The organism is Amycolatopsis sp. CA-211722, from assembly GCF_056828465.1.
Genome location: NZ_CP184752.1, coordinates 1,843,270 through 1,866,457, shown reverse-complemented (window position 1 = coordinate 1,866,457; position 23,188 = coordinate 1,843,270). Strand labels below are relative to the sequence as shown.

The 23,188-nt window shown below is 69.1% G+C and carries 22 protein-coding genes and 2 tRNA genes; 9 read left to right on the top strand and 15 right to left on the bottom strand.

What is annotated here, in order from left to right:
* Positions 1-14 precede the first annotated feature (14 nt).
* The 3 genes from ACOCEP_RS09195 to ACOCEP_RS09185 form a co-directional block, all read right to left on the bottom strand.
* Positions 15-137, bottom strand: coding sequence for a DUF6307 family protein (locus ACOCEP_RS09195; protein ID WP_482339658.1), 123 nt, complete (start codon positions 135-137; stop codon positions 15-17).
* Positions 138-221: 84 nt separating this feature from the next.
* A complete protein-coding gene (locus ACOCEP_RS09190; RefSeq protein ID WP_482336866.1) occupies positions 222-1,247 on the bottom strand; it encodes a fatty acid desaturase family protein in 1,026 nt (341 codons plus the stop codon).
* Between the two features lie 434 nt (positions 1,248-1,681).
* Positions 1,682-2,590 (bottom strand): dihydrodipicolinate synthase family protein, encoded by a 909-nt coding sequence (locus tag ACOCEP_RS09185; RefSeq protein WP_482336865.1) that lies wholly within the window; start codon positions 2,588-2,590, stop codon positions 1,682-1,684.
* Between the two features lie 368 nt (positions 2,591-2,958).
* On the opposite strand from ACOCEP_RS09185, the gene ACOCEP_RS09180 reads away from it, so the two are divergent.
* On the top strand, positions 2,959-3,300 hold the full coding sequence (locus ACOCEP_RS09180; protein WP_482336864.1) for a hypothetical protein: 342 nt from the start codon (positions 2,959-2,961) through the stop codon (positions 3,298-3,300).
* A gap of 5 nt (positions 3,301-3,305) precedes the next feature.
* Here ACOCEP_RS09180 and ACOCEP_RS09175 read toward each other — a convergent pair whose 3' ends face one another.
* Positions 3,306-3,776 (bottom strand): heme-degrading domain-containing protein, encoded by a 471-nt coding sequence (locus ACOCEP_RS09175; RefSeq protein ID WP_482336863.1) that lies wholly within the window; start codon positions 3,774-3,776, stop codon positions 3,306-3,308.
* Between the two features lie 33 nt (positions 3,777-3,809).
* The gene (locus ACOCEP_RS09170) at positions 3,810-5,039 is read right to left on the bottom strand and encodes a M20 metallopeptidase family protein (RefSeq protein ID WP_482336862.1); all 1,230 of its coding nucleotides are present in this window, start codon (positions 5,037-5,039) and stop codon (positions 3,810-3,812) included.
* A gap of 76 nt (positions 5,040-5,115) precedes the next feature.
* Here ACOCEP_RS09170 and ACOCEP_RS09165 point away from each other — a divergent pair, with 76 nt between their 5' ends.
* The 3 genes from ACOCEP_RS09165 to ACOCEP_RS09155 all read left to right on the top strand — a co-directional run bounded on the left by ACOCEP_RS09165 (position 5,116) and on the right by ACOCEP_RS09155 (position 6,365).
* On the top strand, positions 5,116-5,598 hold the full coding sequence (locus tag ACOCEP_RS09165) for a tRNA adenosine deaminase-associated protein (protein ID WP_482336861.1): 483 nt from the start codon (positions 5,116-5,118) through the stop codon (positions 5,596-5,598).
* 23 nt (positions 5,599-5,621) lie between these two features.
* Positions 5,622-6,074: a nucleoside deaminase gene (locus tag ACOCEP_RS09160; RefSeq protein WP_482339657.1), complete on the top strand. Its 453-nt coding sequence runs from the start codon at positions 5,622-5,624 to the stop codon at positions 6,072-6,074.
* Positions 6,075-6,158: 84 nt separating this feature from the next.
* Positions 6,159-6,365, top strand: coding sequence for a CsbD family protein (locus tag ACOCEP_RS09155; protein ID WP_482336860.1), 207 nt, complete (start codon positions 6,159-6,161; stop codon positions 6,363-6,365).
* Positions 6,366-6,412: 47 nt separating this feature from the next.
* On the opposite strand, the gene ACOCEP_RS09150 is transcribed toward ACOCEP_RS09155, so the two are convergent.
* The 4 genes from ACOCEP_RS09150 to ACOCEP_RS09135 all read right to left on the bottom strand — a co-directional run bounded on the left by ACOCEP_RS09150 (position 6,413) and on the right by ACOCEP_RS09135 (position 8,932).
* Positions 6,413-6,500, bottom strand: a tRNA-Ser gene (locus tag ACOCEP_RS09150).
* Positions 6,501-6,542: 42 nt separating this feature from the next.
* Entirely contained in the window at positions 6,543-7,088 is a 546-nt protein-coding gene (locus ACOCEP_RS09145) for a DUF305 domain-containing protein (protein WP_482336859.1), read from the bottom strand.
* 206 nt (positions 7,089-7,294) lie between these two features.
* Complete coding sequence (locus ACOCEP_RS09140; RefSeq protein ID WP_482336858.1) at positions 7,295-7,477, bottom strand: hypothetical protein; 183 nt, start codon at positions 7,475-7,477, stop codon at positions 7,295-7,297.
* A gap of 126 nt (positions 7,478-7,603) precedes the next feature.
* Positions 7,604-8,932, bottom strand: a complete 1,329-nt coding sequence (locus ACOCEP_RS09135; RefSeq protein WP_482336857.1) for a BNR-4 repeat-containing protein — start codon at positions 8,930-8,932, stop codon at positions 7,604-7,606.
* 158 nt (positions 8,933-9,090) lie between these two features.
* Here ACOCEP_RS09135 and ACOCEP_RS09130 point away from each other — a divergent pair, with 158 nt between their 5' ends.
* Positions 9,091-11,568 (top strand): endonuclease/exonuclease/phosphatase family protein, encoded by a 2,478-nt coding sequence (locus tag ACOCEP_RS09130; protein ID WP_482336856.1) that lies wholly within the window; start codon positions 9,091-9,093, stop codon positions 11,566-11,568.
* Between the two features lie 585 nt (positions 11,569-12,153).
* On the opposite strand, the gene ACOCEP_RS09125 is transcribed toward ACOCEP_RS09130, so the two are convergent.
* The 6 genes from ACOCEP_RS09125 to ACOCEP_RS09100 form a co-directional block, all read right to left on the bottom strand.
* The gene (locus ACOCEP_RS09125) at positions 12,154-12,525 is read right to left on the bottom strand and encodes a hypothetical protein (RefSeq protein ID WP_482336855.1); all 372 of its coding nucleotides are present in this window, start codon (positions 12,523-12,525) and stop codon (positions 12,154-12,156) included.
* Positions 12,518-15,259, bottom strand: a complete 2,742-nt coding sequence (locus ACOCEP_RS09120) for an FtsK/SpoIIIE domain-containing protein (RefSeq protein ID WP_482336854.1) — start codon at positions 15,257-15,259, stop codon at positions 12,518-12,520. Before ACOCEP_RS09120 ends, ACOCEP_RS09125 begins: the two co-directional genes overlap by 8 nt.
* Before the next feature lie 15 nt (positions 15,260-15,274).
* On the bottom strand, positions 15,275-15,520 hold the full coding sequence (locus tag ACOCEP_RS09115) for a hypothetical protein (RefSeq protein WP_016337967.1): 246 nt from the start codon (positions 15,518-15,520) through the stop codon (positions 15,275-15,277).
* A 1-nt stretch (position 15,521) separates the two neighbouring features.
* The gene (locus ACOCEP_RS09110) at positions 15,522-15,782 is read right to left on the bottom strand and encodes a hypothetical protein (protein ID WP_005167132.1); all 261 of its coding nucleotides are present in this window, start codon (positions 15,780-15,782) and stop codon (positions 15,522-15,524) included.
* A 140-nt stretch (positions 15,783-15,922) separates the two neighbouring features.
* Positions 15,923-16,007, bottom strand: a tRNA-Ser gene (locus ACOCEP_RS09105).
* 72 nt (positions 16,008-16,079) lie between these two features.
* Positions 16,080-16,826 carry a PP2C family protein-serine/threonine phosphatase gene (locus ACOCEP_RS09100; RefSeq protein ID WP_482336853.1) on the bottom strand — a complete coding sequence of 249 codons (747 nt, stop codon included), beginning with the start codon at positions 16,824-16,826 and terminating at the stop codon, positions 16,080-16,082.
* A gap of 77 nt (positions 16,827-16,903) precedes the next feature.
* On the opposite strand from ACOCEP_RS09100, the gene ACOCEP_RS09095 reads away from it, so the two are divergent.
* From ACOCEP_RS09095 to ACOCEP_RS09080, 4 genes are all read left to right on the top strand, one after another.
* Positions 16,904-18,544 carry an N-6 DNA methylase gene (locus ACOCEP_RS09095; RefSeq protein WP_482336852.1) on the top strand — a complete coding sequence of 547 codons (1,641 nt, stop codon included), beginning with the start codon at positions 16,904-16,906 and terminating at the stop codon, positions 18,542-18,544.
* Between the two features lies 1 nt (position 18,545).
* Positions 18,546-19,442, top strand: coding sequence for a serine/threonine-protein kinase (locus ACOCEP_RS09090; RefSeq protein ID WP_482336851.1), 897 nt, complete (start codon positions 18,546-18,548; stop codon positions 19,440-19,442).
* An 81-nt stretch (positions 19,443-19,523) separates the two neighbouring features.
* Positions 19,524-20,171: a L,D-transpeptidase gene (locus ACOCEP_RS09085; protein ID WP_482336850.1), complete on the top strand. Its 648-nt coding sequence runs from the start codon at positions 19,524-19,526 to the stop codon at positions 20,169-20,171.
* 122 nt (positions 20,172-20,293) lie between these two features.
* Entirely contained in the window at positions 20,294-23,116 is a 2,823-nt protein-coding gene (locus tag ACOCEP_RS09080) for a PQQ-dependent sugar dehydrogenase (RefSeq protein WP_482336849.1), read from the top strand.
* Positions 23,117-23,188 lie beyond the last annotated feature (72 nt).

Sequence of the window (23,188 nt, the reverse complement as noted above, 5' to 3'; positions counted from 1 at the left end):
AAGAAGGACACCGCCTAGCGGACAGGCTCCGGCACGGTGTCGAGCGCCCGCACCATGTGTACGGCCAGCGCGAACGCCTTCTCGTTGTCGAGGTCGGTGTGTTCGTTGACGATCTTCTTCACGGTGTCCACCCGGATCTCGTAGCGGGAGACGGGGACGGTGTCGGCGTTCAGAAGCGGCGGGCTCGGTCACGACGTCGCCGAGAGAGCGGACGGAGGAGGTCATCGGACACCCACCGGTTGAGCACGCAGCGGCGCCCCGACCTCGTGCAGATGCCGGAGCACGTAGCCGTACGACGCCGCCCAGCCGCACTGCGCGTAGTCGATGCCGTGCTTCCCGCAGAACTCCCGCACGATCACCTGCGCGTGCTTGAGGTTCGGCCGCGCCATGCTGGGGAAGAGGTGGTGCTCGATCTGGTAGTTGAGCCCGCCGAGCGCGAAGTCGACCACCGGGCCGCCGCGCACGTTTCGCGAGGTGAGCACCTGCTTGCGCAGGAAGTCGAGCTTGTGCCCGGCCGACAGCGTCGGCATGCCCTTGTGGTTCGGGGCGAACGAGCAGCCCATGTACACGCCCCACAGGCACTGGTGCACGGCGATGAAGACGAAACCGACACCGGGCGAGAGGACGACGAACACCGCGGTCAGGTACGCGGCGACGTGGGCCAGCATCAGCGCCGCTTCGAGCCTCCGCCGCTTGAACCCGCGCTGGAACATCGCCGTCACGCTCGAAACGTGCAGGTTCAGGCCTTCCAGCAACAGCAGCGGGAAGAACAGGAACGCCTGGTATTTCGCCATCCAGCGCAGGAAACCCCGCCGTTCGGTGCCCTGAGCCTTGGTGAAGATGAGGGCGGCGAGGTTGACGTCCGGATCCTCGTCCTCGTGGTTGGGGTTGGCGTGGTGACGGGTGTGCGTGCCGATCCACCAGCCGTAGCTCAGCCCGGTCAGTCCACCGTGGACGAATCCGGTGACGTCGTTCGCCTTGCGGCCGCGGAAGATCTGCTTGTGTCCGGCGTCGTGCCCGATGAAGGACAGCTGCGTGAACATCATCGCGAAGAACGCGGCGAGGAACAGCTGCCACCAAGAGTCGCCGAGGTGCGCGAAGGCGACCCAGCCGCCCGCGAAAGCGAGCAGGTTCAAGGAGATCTTCACCGCGTAGAACTTTCGGCGCCGGTCGAGGAGGCCGGCGTCTTTGACCAATTTGGACAGTTCGGCGAAATCGCTGCCCTGCCGCGTCTGGGTGGAGGTCATGGTGGATCACACCGTTCCGGTTCTCGTGAAAGTGGGCAATCCAGCAACGGGTTCACAACACCGAAGGGGGCTGGTGCGGCCGAGAAGAGGCACTGGTACCACAACACGCCACGGACGCTCCGTGGTCTTCCTCCAGCGTCGCACGACGGCGGTGCGGAAGCAATTCACCAAAGCAGCACGATCTGGCGTACAGTCGAAGACATCGAGGGAAATTTCCCCCGGTTCCGTCCGGTCGCGAGAATCGATCGGAGACAGGAGCACCGGCCAGACATCGTTCTTCGCGCTCATGGTCCCACCGGCCTCGCCGGTGAGCAGCCGCCCGCCGCGCACCAGCGCGCCCCGAGGCGCCCATCCGGGCCACGCCGCGATCGTCGATGGCCACGACCTCTGACCTGTCACCGTGTCCGCACCCGCCCCAGTGGGTGCGGACACGGTCAGAGAAACGTCAGCGCCGCGCGGACCCGCTCCCGTTCCGCGCCGGTCAGCGGGCGGCTCGGCGGACGCACGTCGGCGCGGCACAAACCCAGCTGTGCCAACCCTTCCTTCACCACGCTGACGTTGTTGGCGTTGCCGTCCGCGGCACGTAACTCCTCGAAGGGCCGGACGCGTTCCCAGCAGGCCATCGCGCCGCGGAAGTCGCCGTCGCGCAGCGAGCGGAACATCTCCAGCGAGAGCGAGGGCGCGACGTTCACCAAGCCCGACGTGAAGCCGGTCGCGCCGACGGCGAAGTAGCCCGGCGCCGACAGCTCCGCCAGCCCGGCGATCCACGTGAAGCGATCGATCCCGGCGTCCCGCGCCACCGACGCGAACCGCACCGGATCCGCCACCGCGTACTTCACCCCGATGACGTTCTCCGCGGCGTCGGCGAGCCTGGCCAGCCGCTCGCCGTCGATCCGCGCGTCGCGCACGTACGGCACGACACCCAGCTCCGGGACCGCCGCCGCGATGGCGCGGTGGTACTCGACCCAGCCCTCCGCCGAGACGTACGGATGCACGGGTTGGTGGATCATGATCAGCTCCGCGCCGGCCTCGGCGGCGTGCCGCGCGGCGCCGATCGCCGTCCGGACGTCGTGCCCCACTCCGGCGACCACGCTCGCCCGGCCGGCCGCCGCCTTGACCGTCAGTTCGAGGCAGAGCCGGGCCTCGGCTTCGTCCAGCGCGTAGAACTCGCCGGTGTTCCCGTTCGGGGTCACGACGCCGGCGCCGCCTTCGATCACCCGGTCCACCAGGTTCGCGTAAGCGCCAGGATCCACGGCGCCGTCGGCGTCGAACGGGGTCACCGGGATGGCCACGACCCCGGCCAGCCGCCGTTTCCGCTCGTCGAAGCGCGAAGAGGACGCCACTGGTATGTCCTATCTGATATATGATGTGACGCCCAATGGTAGCACGAGAGCGTCGATCGGACGGTTGTCCCGGAAACCGGGACGATCGTCCGAGGCAGCCGGGAGGCCTGCCCGCGCGTACTTCCGCCATGCGAAGACGGTGGCTCTGGGAGACCCCGGCAGGGTCCCGGCAAAGTCGTGCTCACGCTGTTCAGCGGCGCCAGGCGCGCGTTCGTTCGGTGTCCCCAATGTGGCATTGGAGACGCTCAGCGTCTCCAATGCCACATTGGGGACACCACGACCGAGCCCGGACCACACTCCTCAAGCAAGTACCGCGAGCTGCACCAATCGACTTTGCCGGGGCCCTGGGGACCCCGGCGAGACTGGCGTTGTTCGGTTTCGCGCTCGTGTTCCTGAACGCCACGTGCGGCCCGCCGGAGGTGGGCGACGCGTTCACGTTCCGCCTCGGCGGCTGGACGGTGCTTCCGGACGAAGACCTGCGCCTCGACTATCTGGCGGTGCTGGACGAGCGATGCCCGCACGGGGAGACCTGCGCTTCGGCGGGGCGCGCGATCGTGACGATGTCCTACGCCCGGCCGCCGGACGGCCGGGCGGTGTCGTTCACGATGGACGTGGTCAAGGCCGAGGGAGCCGCTTTCGGCGGCTACCGGGTCGACCACGCGGATCTCTCGCCCGGCGCGGGCTTCCTCACCTTGCGTCTCGGCCGGTAGTCCGATCAGGACGGTCCGGCGAGGAAGATCTCCAGTTGCTCGACGACGAACGCGTGGTCCTCGGCCTGCGGCAGGCCCGAGACACCGACCGTGCCGACCGGGCCCACGCCCTCGACGATCACCGGGAACACGCCGCCGTGCGCGGCGTAGAGATCCAGGTCGAGCCGGGAAGCGGCTTCGAACGTCGTGCCCTTCGCGCGGAAGTGTTCGCCGACGAGGAACGAGCTGTGGCCGTAACGGTCGACGACGCGGCTCTTGCGGTCGATCCACGCGTCGTTGTCGGCCGAGGTGCCCGGCAACGCCGCGTGGAACAGCCGCTGCCCGCCGCGGCGCACGGAGACCGTCACCGGGAGGGCGCGGTCCCGTGCCGCCGCGAGGAGGTGAGCGCCCAGTTCCAGCGCGGTCTCGTTGTCGAACCGGCGGAAGACCAGGCGCTCCTCCTGCGCGGCCAGGACGGCCAGGGTGTCATCGCTCATGGCACCCATTAAATCGACACTGTTGTGTAACGGCTAGCGAAGGGCGTCCAGCGCGAAGGCGGCGTACAGTGCGACACCGTTGGCCATCGCGTCCTCGTCGAAGACCACGCGGTTCGAGTGGTTCGCCTCGACCGTGGCCAGATCGGCGTCGGGCGGGCAGGCGCCGAGGAACGCGAAGGCGCCCGGCACACGCTGCAGGACGTAGGAGAAGTCTTCCGCGCCCATCACCGGGTTCTCCATGACCTCGGAGTTGCGGGCGCCGAGGACCTCGGCCGCCAGGTCCAGCACCCGCGCCGCGACCCGGGGGTCGTTCACCGTGACCGGGTAGCCGGGGAGGACTTCCGCGCTCACCTTGACGCCGTGCGCCGCGCCGACCGCCTCGCACACCTTCGGCAGTTCCTCGCGGACGAAGGCCTGGGTCCGCTCGGACAGCGTGCGGATCGTGCCCTCCAGGAACGCCGTCTCGGGGATGATGTTCGTCGTCGTGCCCGCCTCGATCCGGGTGACCGAGACCACCGCGGGCTCGAACACGCTGACCTTGCGGGTCACCATCGTCTGCAGCGCGCTCACCATCGCGGCCGCCGCCGGCACCGGATCGATGGCCTGGTGCGGCGCCGAACCGTGCCCGCCCCGGCCGGTGACGGTGACGTGGAAGCTGTTCGCCGACGCCATGATCGGCCCCGGCCGCGTCTGCACGATGCCCGACGCGACCTGGGTGAAGATGTGCAGGCCGAACGCCTTCTCGACACGTTCGCCCGAGGCGTCGAGCACCCCCTCGTGGATCATGTGGCGCGCGCCGTGCTCGCCCTCCTCGCCGGGCTGGAACATGAACACCACCGAACCGGCCAGCTCGTCGACGTGCTCGCTGAGCAGCCGCGCGGCCGACGCCAGCATCGCGACGTGGGTGTCGTGCCCGCAGGCGTGCATCGCGCCGTCGTCCTCGGAGGCGAAGTCGAGGCCGGTGTCCTCGTGCAGCGGCAGCGCGTCCATGTCGCCGCGAAGCAGGATCGCCGGGCCCGGCTTCCCGCCGCGCAGCACGGCGGTCAGCGAGGTGGTCGATTTGCCCTCGATGATCTCGAGCGGCAGGCCGTCGAGGGCCGCTTTGATCGAGGCCTGGGTCTTCGGCAGGTGGAGCCCGATCTCCGGATTCCGGTGGATCTCCCGGCGGAGCTCTACGGTTTTCGTCTGGAGCGCGCGGGCCTCCTCCAGCAATCCGGCGAAGCGGGCGTCGGGGAGGGTGGGCAGGTCGGTGGGTCCGGTCATGTCTCGATAGTGGCGCATGCGGCGCTTCGGGCGCACCGTGCGTGCGTTCCGAATGCGGGCCGAATACGGTGTGCGCATGGCGGTGCAAGAGCCGATCACGGGGTTCGCGGTGGCCGTGGTGCGGGAGGACGGTCGGTGGCGGTGCAGCTCTCTTGATCCGGGGGCGCTCGCCGAGCTCGACGCTGCGATCACCGAGCTCGGGAAACTGCGTTCGACGGGTGCCGCGTTCGGGCTGCTGGCGGTCGACGACGAGTTCTTCGTGATCGTCCGGCCGAGCCCGAGAGGTCCTTCGCTGTTGCTGTCCGACGCCGCCGCGGCGCTCGACTACGACATCGCGGCCGACGTCCTCGACGTGCTGAGAGTCGACCCCCCGGACGAGGACGACGACGCGGTCTGGCCGGAAGGCGACCTGGAGATCCTGTCCGATCTCGGACTGCCGGGGGCCGAGCTGCAGGTGATCGTCGGAGAGGTCGACCTCTATCCGGACGAACAACTCCAGATGGTCGCGCAGCGGTGCGGATTCGCCGCCGAGTTCGCCAAGATCCTGGACGAGATCTGAGCCCCGCCGCCTCCGCCGCCGACATCGCCGCCGTCCGGGCGGCGATCGCGGCGGCGCGAGGTGAGGGCGACGACGTGCCGATCGGCGCCGTCGTCCTGTCGCCGGACGGGACCCCCCTCGCTTCCGCGCGCAACGCCCGCGAAGAACTCGGCGACCCGACGGCGCACGCGGAGATCCTCGCGCTGCGGGCCGCGTCCGAAAGCTACGGCGACGGCTGGCGGCTGGAGGGCTGCACGCTCGCGGTGACGCTGGAGCCGTGCACGATGTGCGCCGGCGCGCTCGTGATGGCCCGGGTAGCGAAGGTCGTCTTCGGTGCCTGGGAGCCCAAGACCGGGGCCGTGGGGTCGCTGTGGGACGTCGTCCGCGACCGGCGGCTCAGCCACCGCGCGGAGGTCGTCGGCGGCGTGCTGGAGGCCGAATGCGCGGCCCTGCTCGAAGAGTTCTTCCACGGGCGACGGGGTAACCGCACCGGGTGACAGATGTGTCGGATCCCGTGGCCCGGGTAACCCGGAGACAGGCGGCCGCAGACGGTGGCCGCAGTCGAAGGAGGAACATCCGCCATGAGCGTTTTCGACAAGGCGAAGGACAAGGCCGAACAGGCCATCGGCGCCGCCAAGGAGAAGCTCGGCGAGAAGACCGACAACTCCGACCTCGCGAACTCCGGCCGGGCCGACCAGACCAAGGGCGAGGTCAAGGAGGCCGGGCACGACCTTCGTGACCGCGCGGAAGGCGGCGTGCAGGACCTCAAGGACAAGTTCAACAAGTAGCCGCGAACGCAGAAGAGCCGGTCTCCGTGGAGACCGGCTCTTCGCTGCGGTGGCGGTGGGATTTGAACCCACGGACGGGTATTAACCGTCACACGATTTCGAGTCGTGCTCCTTCGGCCGCTCGGACACGCCACCGCCGAGAACAATACCGGAGGGCGTTGGAGGGTCTTCAGGGGGTCAAGGAAGCTGCGCGGTGATCTCGTCGATCGCCGCCGTCTGGTTCTCGACGATCTCCTGTGCCAGCGCTTTCGTCTCGGCGTGCTCGCCCGAAGACAGCACGGTCTTGGCCATCGCGACGCCGTTGCGCAGATGCTCGGCCATCAGCGGTAGCCACACCTTGTCGAACTCGGCGCCGGACAGGTTCTGCAGCGAGGCGACCTGCCCCTCGGTGATCATCCCCGGCATCGCGTGGCCGGCGTGCCCCGCCGCGGGCAGGACGGCCGCGTTCCAGGATTGCAGCCAGCCGGTCATGGTCTGGACCTCCGCCGACTCGGCCTTGACGATCTTGGCGGCGGTGGCCTTCACGAACTCCGAGGCCGACCGTTCCGAGGCCAGATTCGCGACCTGGATCGACTGCTGGTGGTGCGGGACCATCTGCTGGGAGAACGTGATGTCGGCCTGGTTGGCACCCGGTGTCGCCGGGGCGGCGCCCGTGGCCGTCGAGCAGCCCGCGAGCACCCAGACGACCAGCGCGAACAGTGCCATCGGCAGTCGCCGTCGCATCGATACCTCCGTAGTCAGGGGGAAACCGGCCCCTCCGCCCTGTGATACGGCTGTGACCTTCCTGCGGTTCAAAAGTCTCGTGAGTGGCAAGGACGGTTAGAACCGTCCTTGCCACTCACGAGGAGAAATGACACACCGCCGGTGTACGGGCTCCGTCCTCCCCCGACGGGTCCCGTGCACCGGCGGTGCGCCCCCAGTCCCCCTGCTCACCCTCCCCGGTGAGCGTCGAGAAGCCGTTCGCTCAGGTCGGCCTCGCGCAGTACGGCGTCGAGCCGCGCTCCACCGAAAGGGGTCACCGGACGTCCGCCGCGTTCCCGGTCGCGCAGGTCGACGGCCAGCGCGATGCTCAGCAGCAGAACCAGTGCCGTACCGACGACGAGCCAGTTCATCGGACACCTCCTCCGGCGACGTGAGCCGAGGATTTGTGTCCTCGCTCACGTCGCCAAAGGTAGCTCCGGAAATGCTCGGTTGTACCCGGACTTGAGGTTCATTTAAGGCAGTGGAACACCAATGGGCTATTTGCTCGGGGCTCCCGCGACATAAATGTCACCGTCGGCCACGGAGACGTCACGGGCACTGGACGCACCGGTCGCCAGAATGCGCGCCGGGTCCCGGAAACCGGTGATCACTTCGACGCGCTGGACCGGTTTCGGTGTGGTGATCAAGGTTTCCGGGCGCCACTCGCGACCGTTGCCGAGCAGGAACGTTTCGATGCCCGGTCGACCGTCTCGCGTTCCGTAAACGCGCCATGTGCCGCCATTGAGCTGTTCGATCTCGCGCAATCGGAGACCGTTCGCGACTTCGCGCACTTCCCAGTTCCGGCCGTTCCACGCGCCCACGAAATCGCGCGGCGAGCCCGCGGCGTCGAACTGGAACCAGGTGACGAACGGTTTGCCGTCGCGCTGGGTGCCGACCTGAAGGATGTAGTCCGGCGACTTGAGCCCGCCGGGGAGTTCGAGCGGCGTTTCGACGACCTTGAGATACCGCTCCTGCTCGGCGTCGTCGACCTGGGTGCCGAGGTCGCGGCCGGCCGCGGAGAAGAAACGCAGGGTGCGGACGTCGAACGACAGGTGGTAGACGTTCCGGTGGTAGACGTCGTGCTTGTGCTGCGCGGGACCGCCGCCCGCGAGCGTGTAGACGAACTGGATCCGCCCGGCCGACGGCAGGTACCGCAGCTGCCCGACGTAGATCTCGTCCATGTGGTCGGCCCGGCCCAGTGAGCCGAACGCCCAAGGCTTCCCGGTCAGCCGCACGGAGTTCTGCCACGTCTTCCCGTGGTCGCGGGAAACGAGGTACTTCATCGGGCGGAAGTCGGAGTTCGCCGCCGGATCCAGTTCCTTCGTGGTCTCCCGGTAGAACAGGAACAGCGTGCCGTCGACGGTCTTCACCGGCATCGGGTAGCTCGCCGCGGCGCCCTCGGGGACCTCCATCGCGGTCCAGGTGCCGTCCAGGGAATGCGCGAGCGGCGCGCGGCTGATCACGGTCCGCTTGTTGTGCATACCGCGGAAGATCAGCAGATGTCCGTCGCCCGCCAGCAGCATCGTCGGGTAGTTGTGCGGATCGGACTCGCCGTCGGCGATCTTCTTCGGCGCCGTCCAGACACCGGTGCGGTGGTCGTAGGCCTGGACGTAGGTGTCGGCGGCCTGGCCGGACCACGAGACGAAGGTCTTGCGCGCGACCGGATCGAAGATCCCGCCCGCGTTCGGCCGCCGGTCAGTGCGCGACGCGACCGTGCTCGCCGGGGTCATCACCTCGAACGCGACCTTGTCCGGTGGTTTGGCGGCCGCCGGAGGAACCGGGATCACGAGACCGGCCGCGACGATCGCGCAAAGCAGTCCGCGCATGAAAAACGCCTCCTGGTAGGTAGCAGGCGGCGGAGCCCGATCTTCTCACGCGAGGGTCCGAACGGGCTAGCGGTGACGAATCGTTGTCTTCCCGTCTTCCTCATTTCACTTGTTCGGGGGAGTATGCCTCGACCGATCTTGCGAAAAGGGGACTCAGCGTGACCATTTCCCGACGTGCCGCCCGGAGACGGGCCCTGACCGTGGCCGTCGCCTCCGGCCTGGTCGTGAGCGGCATCACCGCTCCGGCCGCGCTCGCCGCGCCCAGTGCCGACGCCGTGATCGCCGAGGTCTACGGCGGTGGCGGCAATTCGGGTGCCACGCTGACCAACGACTTCATCGAACTCGCCAACCGCGGCACGGCCGCCGTGAGCCTCGACGGCTTCAGCGTCCAGTACGCGCCCGCGTCGGGGAACAGCTGGCAGGTCACGCCGCTGGCCGGCGGTGTCGCGCCGGGCGCGCGGTACCTCGTCGCGCAGGCGAAGGGTTCGGGTGGCACGGTCGCGCTGCCGACGCCGGACGCCACCGGCTCCCTGGCGTTGTCCGCGACCGCGGGCACCGTCGCGCTCGTCCAGGGCACCACGGCGCTGACCTGCAAGACCGCCGCCGACTGCGCGGCCGACAGCCGGATCAAGGACCTGGTCGGCTTCGGTGCGGCCGCCGTCATCCGCGAGGGTGCCACGGCGCCGGCGCCGTCCAACACCGCCTCCGTCGCCAGGGGGACGACGCTCGCGGACACCGACGACAACGCCGCCGACTTCACCTCCGGCGCGCCCACCCCGACCAACGCCAAGGGGGAGACGCCGGGCGAGACCGGGCCGCCGCCGGTCGACGCCAAGATCCACGACATCCAGGGCACCACCCGGATCTCGCCGTTCAAGGACCGGAAGGTCGCCGGGGTCACCGGCGTCGTGACCGCGATCCGGAGCTTCGGCTCGGCGCGCGGGTTCTGGCTCACCGACACCGCTCCCGACGCCGACCCGCGCACCAGCGAGGGCCTGTTCGTCTTCACCGGCTCGACCACGCCCGCCGTGGCCGTCGGCGACGCGGTGACCGCCGGCGGCACCGTCCGCGAGTTCTACCCGGACGCTCCCGCGACCTCGCCGTACCAGTCGCTCACCGAGCTGACGAGTGCACAGTGGACGGTCCAGTCGAGCGGGAACGCTTTGCCCGCACCGACCGTCGTCTCGCCAGAGACGGTCCCGGACACCGTGGCCCCCGCGCCGGGCGGCAGCATCGAGCCGTTGCCGCTGGAGCCCGCGAAGTACTCGCTGGACTTCTGGGAGACGCACGAGAGCGAGATCGTCAGTGTCTCCGACGCGCGCGTCGTCGGCCCGACGTCGTCGTTCAACGAGCTTTACGTGACCACCAAACCGAAGCAGAACCCGAGCGTCCGCGGTGGCGCGGTGTACCTGGACTACGACCGGCTCAACACCGGCGTGCTCAAGGTCGCGTCGCTGATCCCGTTCGCCCAGCAGCCGTTCCCGAAGGTCAACACCGGGGACGTCCTCACCGGCGAGACCTCCGGTCCGGTCGAGTACAGCAACTTCGGCGGCTACACGCTGTTCGCCACGAAGCTGGGTGCCGCCAAGGACAACGGGCTGCAGCGCGAGAGCACCCGCGCGCAGCGCAGCGGTGAGCTCGCCGTGGCGACCTACAACGTCGAAAACCTGTCCGCTGTGGACAGTGCGGAGAAGTTCGGCGAGCTGGCCAAGGCCGTCGTCGGCAACCTGGCGAAGCCGGACATCCTGAACCTGGAAGAGATCCAGGACAACAACGGGCCGACGAACGACGGCACCGTCGCCGCCGACCAGACGTTGCGGAAGTTCGTCGACGCGATCGTCGCCGCCGGTGGCCCGCGCTACGAGTGGCGTCAGATCGATCCGGAGAACGGCAAGGACGGCGGCCAGCCGGGCGGCAACATCCGCGTCGGCTTCCTGTTCAACCCGGCTCGTGTGTCCTTTGTGGACCGCGAGGGCGGCGACGCGACCACGCCGGTCGGTGTGGTGAAGGAGGGCGGCAAGACCCACCTGACCGTCTCGCCCGGACGGGTCGAGCCGGGGAACGAGGCGTGGGAAGCCAGCCGCAAACCGCTGGTCGGCGAGTTCGTCTTCAAGGGCCGCACCGTGTTCGTCATCGCGAACCACTTCAACTCCAAGGGCGGCGACCAGCCGACCCACGGCCGCAACCAGCCGCCGGTCCGGAGTTCCGAGGTGCAGCGGGCCAAGCAGGCGACCGTGCTCCGTGGCTTCGTCGACAAGCTGCTCGCGTCGGACAAGAACGCGAACGTCGTCGTGGCGGGTGACCTGAACGACTACCCGTTCTCGCCCGCCGTCGAGACGCTGACCGCCGGTGGCGCGCTGAAGGACCTCATCGCGTCGCTGCCCGAGAACGAGCGGTACAGCTACGTTTTCGAGGGCCAGTCGCAGGTGCTGGACCACATCCTGGCGTCGAAGGCGCCGCGCGGGCTCGACTACGACGTCGTCCACCTGAACGCCGAGTTCGCGAAGCAGGCGAGCGACCACGACCCGCAGGTGCTGCGCTTCCGGCCGAGCGCGGGCAACCCCGTCCAGGACGCGTTCCACGACCTGGCGGACTACCTGGAGAAGGTGTTCGGTCCCTACCTGCCGAAGCCGTAGCGACTCGCGTGAAGGCCCCCTTCCCTCGGCTGAGCCGAGGGAAGGGGGCCTTCACGCGAGTTACGCCCCCAAACACGCGAGTTCGCCTTCCAATCACGCGAGTTACGCCCCCAGTCACGCGAGTTCGCCTTCCAATCACGCGAGTTACGCCCCCAGTCACGCGAGTTACGCCCCCAGTCACGCGAGTTACGCCCCCAGTCACGCGAGTTACGCCCCCAGTCACGCGAGTTGCGCCCCCAGTCACGCGAGTTGCGCCCCCAGTCACGCGAGTTGCGCCCCCAGTCACGCGAGTTGCGCCCCCAGTCACGCGAGTTGCGCCCCCAGTCACGCGAGTTGCGCCCCCAGTCACGCGAGTTGCGCCCCCAGTCACGCGAGTTACGCCCCCAAACACGCGTGTCGTCCCTCCAGTCACACGTGTCGTCCGTCCAGTCACGTGTTCCCCCAGCGAGTACCTGTGATCGGAGGTGTAACTCGCGTGATTGGGGGCGTAACTCGCGTGGTTGGCGGCGTAACTCGCGTGATCAGGCGGCGCACACGCGTGATTGGAAGGCGAACACGCGTGATTGGACGGACGACACGTGTCGGTCAGGAGCGTTTGGCGCGCCACCCCAGGGAAAGCACCGCCTGCACGAGTTCCTGGTAGCTCGGCTTGACCTCTTCCAGGTACTTCTCCAGGTACCCGGGCCGCGCGGTCGGGACGGGCTTCGGGTCCTCGTCGTCGGGCAGCCACGCGAGGCCTTCGACGTTGTGCTGCGCCATCTTCCACCAGCGTGTGCACCGGTCGACGGCGCGCTGCTCGCGTTCGGCGGCGTCCGCGACGGCCTGGTGCGCCTCGGCGAGCCGCGCCTCCAGCTCGTCCGCGCGGCCGATCTCCCAGTCGCGCAGGTTCTCCGCCGAAGCGCGCGCGAGGCCGACGATCTCCTTGTACCGCATGGCCGCGGTGATGCCGTCATCCATCGAGAAGCCCTTCCGGACGCTGGAACGGGATGATCACCTCGGGGGCACCGTGGGTCGTGCGGTCGAAGAACAGCGCCCGGCCCGGTCGCGGCGACCAGTGCACGACCTGCCCCGCGGCGAACGGTGACAGCTCGTTGCCCTGGACGTCCAACGCCGCCCAGGTCCCGATGTCGTCCGTGCCCGCGAAACCGAGCGTGTCCTTCAGCCGCGCGATGCTGCGCCACCAGCCGATGGTGTGGACGCCGTGCGTCGGTCCCTGCTTCAGCAACACCCGCAGCTGGTCCAGGCCGCTCTTGAGCTGCCCGGGCGCCTTCGCTTCCAGCGCGGGGATCGACGCGTCGACGCCGTACAGCAGCAGCACTCGCGCTTTGTCCAAAGAGGACAGATTTTCCGCGATATCGATTACCCGGGCGGGCAGATCGTCGACCAGGGTGGCGTCGTGTCCTTCCGCGCGAAGGCGTTCGGCCAGCTCCGCCACGGCGGGGACGGACGCCTCGATGGGGCACGAGAGCACGAACTCCACCGACTCGCGGTGATACTGGCGGGCCAGCGATCGAGCGGCCGAGTCCATGATGGACAGTGCTTCCGCGGTGGCCGCGCCGAGGACGGCGACGTTGCGTCCCGGTGCCTTCGGCAGCTCGACCCCGCAGGCGGCCTCGTCGACGTCGATGGACTGGCCGAGCAAGGCCCGCGGCTTGTCCGTCGGCTTCAGCTCCGAGAACGCCGGGAACTGTTCCAGCACAGGGGAATGCGCCCCGTCGAACAGCCGGGGCCGCTTGAACGACTCCGAGTATCGCTCCCAGAGCCGGTGCTGCAGTTTGTTGAAGACGTCCTTGGTGCTCGCGTCCGGCACATGGGCGAGCTGGTTCCCGTGCGCCACCCCGGAATCGTGGTTGATCACCGCGTGCCACTTCGGCGCCGAGACCGCCGCGTTGTTGGTCTCGGACAGCACTCGCCGCGCCTTCGGCATCGCGATCCGCAGCGTGCACTGCTCGAACACCGCCGGTTTGCCCCAGAAGGCCTCGATCCCGGCGACGTCCTGGCTCGCCAGCACCAGGTGGATGCCCTGTGACCGGCCTCGCCGCGCGATGTCCTCCAGCAGCTGGGTCGCGGTCGCCGTCACGCCGTCGCGCCCGGCGAACAGGTACTGGAACTCGTCGATCACCGCGACGATCCGTGGCCAGTGCCCGCCCGGATCCTGCTCGCGCAGGTCCGACAGGTTGGTGACCTCGTGCAGTTTCGCCGCGGCGGACCGGCGGCGCAGCTCGTCGGCGAGGAACCGCAGCAGCGCCAGGCCGAATTCGCGGTCGGTGTTGACGTTGACCCCGATGAGCTTGGCGTGCGGCAGCCAGCTGGCGTCCCGCCGTCCCGGCGCGAGACCGGCGAACGACACGCCCTCCTTGAAGTCCAGCAGGTACAGCGCGAGCTCGTCGGGCGAGTACCGCGCCGCGAGGCTGCCGAGCAGCGAGTACAGGAAGTTCGTCTTCCCCGAACCGCTCGGTCCGCCGATGAGCGCGTGCGGGCTGGCGTCGCCGATGACGACCTCCACCGGCTCGCCCTCGAAGAAGCCGACGGGTGCCCGCAGCTCACGCGCCGAACTCTCCTTGCCCAGCTCGGTCGGCAGGAGGTCGGCGAACGCGCGGGGCCCGCCCTGTTTGGCGATCAGCGCTTCGGCGATCCGGCCGGCGGCGCGGATGACCTGGCCGGACGGCATCGGCGGATCGAGGTCGACGACCAGGTCGGGGCCGGTCATGCTGCTCTTCGCGCGCCGCTCGTCGTGCAGGCTCAGCGATTCGACCGACGTCGACAGCATGGTCGGCACGTCGATCAGGATCAGGCAGATCCCCGCAGCGAGCGCTCCGGTGGCGACGCGCTTCAGTTCGCGGGCTCGTTCCGGTTCGAGCGTTTCGCCGTTGCCGTAGAGCACCGCGACGCGGAACGGTTCGGTGCGCTGGCCGCTCGCCCGCCGGATCTCCCGCAGCGACGTGTGCCCCGCCTGCATCCCGGTCGCGTGGATGCGGCGGATGTGGCCCGCCAGTTCGTCGAGGAGGTCTTCGAGCCGTCCCGGGTCGTACAGCGTGAGCGCGCTCGTGCGGCTCAGCGGGTACAGGTCGGGCAGGATCGCGGTCAGCTGCCCGACGTCCCACAGGTGGACGCGCACCGCGCCGGGCTCGAACGTGCTCAGGATCCGCATCAGCAGGTTCTGCACGATGCCGTCCACCGCGGCCCTGGTCTTGGGTGCCGAGGTGATGGACAGATGCGACTCGTCGAGCAGGGGCACGGCGACGTCGAACGTGCGCGGGACGTCCTTGCCCGAAACGGTCGCCGAGCCGACGCGCCACAGTCCCGGCGCGGTGATGCCGGGATTCCCGCCGACGCGGCCGAGCCAGTTGCCCGGTGGCTGGCTCGCGGGCCCCGGCGCGTTGTGCGCGACGAGTTCGCGCAACGCGTTCGGGCCCGCTTCCCAGTCCGCGTAGAACTGGCCGCGCACGCTGCCGAGCAGGCCGAACACCTCGTTCGCGGCGGGATGCCGCGACCATTCGGTGTACTGCTCCGAGGTGGAGTTGTTCATCCCCACCCGGACTATGTGCTGTTCCAGTTCGAGTTTGGCCAGCTCCGCCTCGGCGGACTGACGGGCGCCGGCGGCGGCGCCGAGGACGAGGCCGATCTGGTGCCGGACCCGCTCGAGCGCCGTAACGACGCGATTGCGCTGTTCACTCGCTTTGCTGCCCATACCGGCTCGCCGATCTCAGAGGCGGGATTGGTAGCCGCTGACCAGGTCGTCAGCGGCGGAAAGGCGCGTCAGGAGGTTTTCCATTCCCTCGTCGGCCTGCGCCAGCTGCGGCGGCACCCATGGCACGGCTTGGGCCTGGGGTTCCACGATGGCGCGCCGGGACTCTTCGAGCAGGCTCCTGGCCCGCTCGGCATGGGCGCGCCCGTCGGCGAGGCCGGTTTGCACGGCCGTCAGCAGCTGGTGCAGCTCCTCGAGGTACATGTCAGAGACGGGTCGAGTACGACTCGGCCGACGAAATGCCCGCCTGGATGGTGCTCTGCATGCCGGTGATGCCCTGCAGGGCCTCGGCGAGAAGCCCGTGCGCCTGGCTCACCTCGTGCTGGGTGCTGCCCTGGGTGGCCTGGGAAAGCGAAAGCTGGGCTTCTTCGAGAGACTGCGCTGCCTGCTGAAGTGCGGCGATGCTCGCGGATGCCTTCTCGTTCGCGAGCGCGATACCAGCGCGGATCTCTTCGACTCCGGCCATTTTGGCGGACTCCTTGGGACGTCGGGGGCTGGAACGACCACTGTTAAACTTAGCGTGATCAACTGACTCTGTTAAGTGAAGGTCCTGCTAAGTAATCAACAAGGCCCCGGACGTCGGAACGTCCGGGGCCTTGCTGACGGCGGAGGATACAGGATTCGAACCTGCGAGGGCGTGAACCCAACACGCTTTCCAAGCGTGCGCCTTAGGCCGCTCGGCCAATCCTCCGTGGGGAACGATACCGGATGCCGTTTCGCCCCCTCGAAGGCGGGTCTGACCTGCGGTCGCGGCTTCGAGGGCTCAGGCGGGAGCAGGTGCGAGAACGTCGGCCACGACGCAGGTGATGTTGTCCGGTCCGCCGCCTTCGTTGGCCAGGTCGATCAGTCTCGGGACGGTCTCCGCGGGATCTTGGAACGCCCCCAGGACGTCCTTGATAACGGTTTCGACAACCGTTGCCGTTAACCCGTCCGAGCACAGCAGGAGACGGTCTCCGGGCGCGGCGTCGAAGGTCCAGATGTCCGCTTCGCCGCTGCCGGTGCTCAGCAGCGCCTTCATTAACAGGGATCCGCGAGGGTGCCCCTCGACTTCCGAAGGGTCGATGCGCCCGTCGTCCGCGAGGGCCTGCGCGAGCGTGTGGTCGCGGGTGAAGCGCTGAAGCGTGCCGCCGCGCAGGAGGTAGCCCTTCGAGTCCCCGATGTGGGCGGCCGTGAAGTGGGAGCCGTCGAACAGCAGCATGGTCAGCGTGGTGCCCATGCCTCGCGTCTCGGGCTCCTGCTCGGCCGTCGCGGCGAGCCGGTCGTCGATGGCGCGAAGGCCGCCGGAGAGCACCGCGGCCAGGTCGACGTCCGCGAGATCGAAGCCGTGGAGGTCCTTGTCGAGCCGGGAGAGGACGCCCACGGCCTGGGCGCTGGCCACCTCGCCGTGCGGCTGGCCGCCGATACCGTCGGCGACGGCCAGCATCCTGGCGCTGGCGTAGACCGAGTCCTGGTTGACCTGGCGGCGCCGCCCGACGTCCGAGCCGGCGGCGTACCGAAGGGTGTACCTCATGAGACCCAGTAAAGCAGTTGTGTACTGAGTTCACAAACAAAGGGTTGGAATAGTCCGCTGTCGGTTACGATGCGGCGATGGAGGAGCAAGCCACCGTCACCGCGGCGGACATCGCGCGCATCGCCGGCGTCGGCCGCGCCGCCGTCAGCAACTGGCGCCGACGTTACGGCGATTTTCCGCCACCCGTCGGCGGGACGGCGTCGAGCCCCTTCTTTTCCCTGGTCGCCGTCGAAAAGTGGCTGCTGGAGCGGGGGAAACCCGTCGAGATCTCGCTCGGCGACCGGATCTGGCAGCGGCTGCGGAACCTCGGCGACGACCTGGCGCTCGGCGACCGGGTCGGCCGGGTCGGGTCGTATCTCTCGCGGCGCCACGCGTGGACTTTCTCGCCGCGCTACGACGACGCCGAGCTGCTCGAGCTGCTGGACCGCTTCGCCGCCGAGCGAGGTGCGCGCGAGGCCTTCGAGTTCCTGTGTGAGCGCTACGTCGAGGCGCACTCCCGGCAGCTGTCCGTCACTCCGGGGCCGGTGGCGGCATTGGTGTCCCGGCTCGCCGGCCCCGAACCCGGTGTCGTGCTCGATCCCGCGTGCGGGCTCGGGACACTGCTGCTCGCCTCCGGCGGGTCGCGTCTGCTCGGCCAGACCGGCGATCCGGCGACCTCGTGCATCGCGGCGCACCGGCTGCTGCTCGCCGGCGCGGACATGGAGATGTACGGAGCGGATGCCCTGTCGATGGACTCCTACGAAGGGGTTCTCGCGGACACCGTCGTCTGCGATCCGCCGTTCAACGAACGGGAATGGGGCTACGACGAACTCGTCGGCGACCCGCGCTGGGTGTACGGCCAGCCGCCGCGCGGCGAACCGGAACTGGCTTGGGTGCAGCACTGTCTCGCGCACGTGAAACCCGGTGGGCTGGTCGCGATCCGCATGCCGCCCGCCGCCGCCGGACGCCGCACCGGGCGGCGGATCCGCGGGAACCTGCTGCGCGCCGGGGCCTTGCGTGCCGTGGTGACGGTCGGCGCGGCGGATCTCTGGCTGCTGCGGCGACCGGAACCCGGGCAGCGGCCGCCGTCCCGGCTGCTGCTGGCGACTGATCCGTCCACTGTGGAGGAACACCTCCGTGGTGCCGACGTGCCGGGCACGGTCCGGATCATCGACCTGCTCGACGAGGAGATCGACCTTTCCCCCGCGCGGTACCAGGATCGGGACGAACACGCGGGGGAGGCCTTCCTTGAAGTCCGCCGGTATTTCGAGGGCATCCGGCCGGAACTGCCGTCGCTGGCGGTATCCGACGAGAAGCCCTCGTTCGTCACGATCGGCGAGCTGCTGAAGTCCGGCGTGCTCACCGTGCCGGAAGCGGTGGAAGAAGGCGACGTCGTCGCGTCGCAGTCCATCCCCGCGTACGTCCACAGTGGAGAGACGATCGACGCGGAGCCGACGATGTCGAAGTACCGCACCGATCCTGACCGGCTGGACGCCGCGTTCCTCGCCGGATGCCTGCGCGCGGCGGGGCAGATCGCGCCGACCTCGTCGACCAGGATCGACCTCAAACGCACCAAGGTCCCGCGTCTGCCGATCGAGACGCAGCGCGCCTTCGGGGAGGCGTTCACCCGGCTCGCCGCCTTCGAGGCCGCGCTCCGTGAGGCGGCGGAATCGGGCCTGGAGCTGGTGAGGCTAGGCTTGACGGGACTGACTGAGGGCCAGCTCAAGCCGGAGAAATAGGTTGTTGATCGCGGACCGTTACGAACTCGACGAGCTCCCGCTCGGGCGAGGTGGGATGGGTGCGGTCTACGCCGGCCACGACCGGCATCTCGGCCGCCGCGTGGCGGTGAAGTTCCTCGGGCTCCCCGGCGGTCCGGACGCCGAGCTCGAACAACGCTTCATCCGTGAGGCGCGCATCCTCGCGACCCTGGAACACGCGGGCGCACCGACGCTCTACGACTTCGGCACCTACGACGAGCGGTTGTACCAGGTCATGCAGTTCATCGAAGGCGTGACCGTCGCCGACCTCGCCGCCGAACACGGTCCGCTGCCGGTGCCGTGGGCGGCCGCGATCGCCGCGCAGGCGTGCGCCGTGCTGTCCGCCGCGCACGCGCTGTCCATCTGCCACCGCGACCTCAAGCCCACCAACCTGATGCTGTGCCCCGACGGCAGCGTGAAGGTGCTCGACTTCGGGCTCGCGATGCTGCGCGAGACCGACGTCGCCCAGTTCACCCGCGCGGGTCAGATCCTGGGCACCCCCGCGTACATGGCGCCCGAGCAGATCCAGCGCGGAATCGCCGGCCCGCGCAGCGATCTGTACGCCCTGGGTTGCGTGCTGCACGAAATGCTGACCGGCAGGCAGCTGTTCACCGGGCCGACGGCGTACGCGGTGTTCGAGAAACAGGTCAAGGAGAGCCCGGCCGAAGTGGACGGTGTCCCGCGTGGACTCGACGTCCTGCTCGCGGAGCTGCTGGAGAAGGACCCGGAACGGCGCCCCGCCGACGCGAACGAACTGTTCGGCAGGCTGGCCGCGTTCGCGCGGGACCTGCCGCCGCTGCCCGGATACCTGGACGAGGGGGCCAATCCCGGCCGCATGTACGCGCGGGTCGTCGGCCGCGTGCCTGAGACGCGATCGTGACCTTCCGATCAACAACCCCGGCCGGGTTAGCTCCGTCTTTACCCATGTCGGACGGACTACGGACAAACGGGGGTACGGGTCGTGAAGAGTTTCCTGGTGGGGGTGACCGCACTGGCCACCGCGCTGGTGCTGACCGCGTGCTCCGGCAACGGGGGCGGCAGCGCGCCCGGCGGCGGGGCCGTCGCTCAGGGCGGGACCACGACCACGTCGGCGCCGTCTTCCACGCCGGCCACCTCATCCTCGTCGCCGACACCGTCGCCCTCGCCGAGCAGCAGCAGTTCCACGCCGAAGCCGACGTCCTCGAAGCCCAAGCCCACCCCGAAACCCACGCCGAAGCCGGCGCCCAAGCCGGCCCCGAACGCCGCCGACGTTCCCTGCAAGGCCGCGCTGGCCTCGCCGGGCGTGAGCGCCTGCGTGGACCTATCGGCGCTGAAGACGTGGCTGCTGCAGGACGGCAAGGTCATCTACGGCCCGGTCAAGCAGCTGCCCGGCAAGAAGGGGTACGCCACGCCGACGGGTGTCTTCCACGTTTCGGCCAAGGTCAAGAACTATCACTCGAAGCAGTTCGACGCGCCGATGCCGAACTCCGTGTTCTTCCTGCCGGGTATCGCGTTCCACACCGGCAGCCTCTCGGTGTACTCGCACGGCTGCATCCACCTGTCCGCGGCGGCTTCGCAGAAGTACTTCACGCTGCTGCAGAAGGGCGGCGTCGTACAGGTCGTGCCCTGATCACTCCACCGCGTGACGATCATTGCGGTTCGATTGCTTTGAAATAAAGGAAAGCTTCCGGAGGCAATGACTTCCCCGCTTCCGGCGACGTGCCTTGACACGCCGGAAGCGGGGAAGCGCAGATGATCAGAAGCCGGGCACTCGTTCGCCTGTTCGCCGTATTGTCGGTTTCAATCCTGCTTCTCCCGGGATGGGTGGGCGCGCCCGAAGCGGCCGCGGCGCCGACCTTGCCGTCGGGCTTCGTCCTGCGTGACCAGCCGAGCGGCCAAGCCGCCTTCGATCTGACCGATTTCGCTTATCTGCCGGACGGTTCGGTGCTCAGCATCGGCAAGAGCGGCAAGGTCGCCTGGGTCCCCGCCGGCGGTCCGGCGCGGACGATCGCGCGTCTTCCCGTCCACGACGACGGGGACCTCGGCCTCGTCGGGCTGGCCGTCGCGCCGGATTTCGCCACCTCACGCCAGATCTACCTCACGTGGTCGTTCGACACCTCCGGTGGCGCCTTCACCATGCGGGTGGCGCGCTGGACGGTGACCGGCACGGACGTCCCCACGGGTCTCTCGAACGAACGAGTGCTCGTCGACCTTCCCGGGTTCTACGACGTCCATGGCATCAGCGGACTAGTCGCGGCGCCCGACGGAACCTTGTGGATCTCCATCGGCGACGCCGCCGACTTCACCAGGATGGATCCCGGCGCGCTGCGTTCGCTCGACCTCGATCAGCTCTACGGCAAGATCCTGCACATCACCCCGGACGGCGCCGGCGTCCCCGGCAACCCGTACTACTCGGCCACCGCGCCGGACGCCGCTCGTTCCAAGGTCTTCGCCGGCGGTTTCCGCAGCCCGTTCCGGTTCTCGCTCGATCCGCGGCTCGGCCTCCCGGTCGTCGGGGACGTCGGCTGGAACACCTGGGAGGAGGTGGACGTAGTGCGGCCCGGGGCGAACCACGCCTGGCCCTGCTGGGAAGGAAACGCGCCCACGCCGGGGTATTCCGGCCTCGCCGGTTGCGCGGGCGTGGTCAACACACCGCCGGTCACCGCGTACCACCACGGTTCCCGTGCCGACGAAGGGAACAGCGTCACCGCGGGGATCGTCTACAGTGGATCGTCCTATCCGGACGAATACCGGGGCGCGTTCTTCTTCGGGGACTACGTCACGCAGAAGATCTGGACGATGACGTACGACAGCCAGGGCAGGCTCGTCCGCGCGCCCGAGCGGCCGCCGAAGTTCACCGGTGTCGGCGGCCCGGTCAAGTTCGCGGCCGCGGCCAACGGGGACATCGTCTTCGCCGACATCCACACCGGGAACCTGCGGCGGCTCAGCTATCCGGGGACGAACGCCGAGCCGGTGGCGGTGGCGGTGTCGAGCACCGAGCCGTCGACGAGGACGGTGACCTTCGACGGCGCCGGTTCCTATGATTTCGACGGCGATCCGCTGACCTACCACTGGGATTTCGGCGACGGTACGAGCCAGACCGGTGCCCGCGTGACCCATGCCTACGGCGCCGGGGTCGAACGGGCGACAGCGCGTCTCACCGTCACCGATCGGCTCGGCGCGTCCGCGAGCGCCGACGTCGTCGTGGTACCCGGCAACCATTCGCCGGAATTCGCGATGACGGATCCCGGTGCGCGGACTTTCGCCGTCGGGGAACCGGTCGTCGTCGAAGCGACGGCCACCGACGCCGAGGACGGGGTGCTGCCGGTCGCGTGGAGCACGCTGATCCGCCATTGCCCGGAGGAATCGACCTGCCACGCGCATCCCGGTTCGCCGGGCGGTGGACCGGTTTTCACCGTGCCCTTCACCGATCACCAGGACTCCCGCGTCGAGATCACCGCGACGGTGACCGACAGCGCCGGGGTGACGGCGAGCCGGACCTACGTCGCCATGCCGCGTGAGCACCGGTTGTCCCTGGCCGCCAACGTCCCGGCTTTGGTGAGCATCCCGGCGGAGGGCGGGGTCAACACCGCGATGGTCACCGAGGGCGCGACGTTCGAGGTCGTGGCGGACGAGATCGCCGCGGACGGCGTTTCGAAGTTCGCGAACTGGTCCGACGGGCGGACCACGCGCACGGTGACCGTCACCGTCCCGGCGGGCGACCTGACCCTGACCGCGAACTACCTCACCCCGATCGACCAGCGTTACCAGGCGGAACCCGCGCTGCGGCAACGGCTCGGCGGGCCGGCCGGGCCGGAGGTCGCCGACGGGACCGTGCGCTACCGGCCGTACGCGAACGGCCGGCTCTACTGGAGCGCCGAGACCGGGGTGAAGCAGATCGAGGGCGACATCCTGGCGCGGTATCTCGCGCTGGGCGGGCACCGGACGTTCGGCCCGCCCGCGACCGACGAGACCGCCACGCCGGACGGCGTCGGCCGGTACAACCACTTCCCGTACCGGCCGGGCCCGGGGCTGTCGTCGCTCTACTGGACCCCGTCGACCGGCGCGCACGCGGTGTACGGGCGGATCCGGGTCAAGTGGGCGGCGCTCGGCTGGGAGCGCGGGCCGATGGGATACCCGACGACCGACGAGATGGGCACCCCGGACGGCGTCGGCCGCTACAACCACTTCAGCAAGAAGGCGTCGATCTACTACACGGCGCAGACCGACGCCAAGGGGATCTGGGGTCGTAACCGGGCCAAGTGGGAGCAGCTCGACTGGGAGAAGGGGCCCCTCGGGTACCCGTCGACCGACGAGACCGCGACCCCCGACGGCGTCGGCCGCTACAACCACTTCACCAAGGGTGCCTCGGTCTACTGGACGGCGCAGACCGACTCGCACGCGATCTACGGGGCGATCCGGCAGCGCTGGGCCGCGCTCGGTTGGGAGCGGTCTTACCTGCGCTACCCGACGACGGACGAATTCGGCATTCCCATCGGACGGCAGAGCAGCTTCCAGGGCGGCTATGTCACCTGGAACCGGAGCACGGGCCAGGTGATCGACCGACGGTGGTGATTACGGTTCAATCAAGCCGCTCGAAAGAGTGAAATGTCCAGGTGGGCCCCGTCGATGGGATGTTCGACTGGG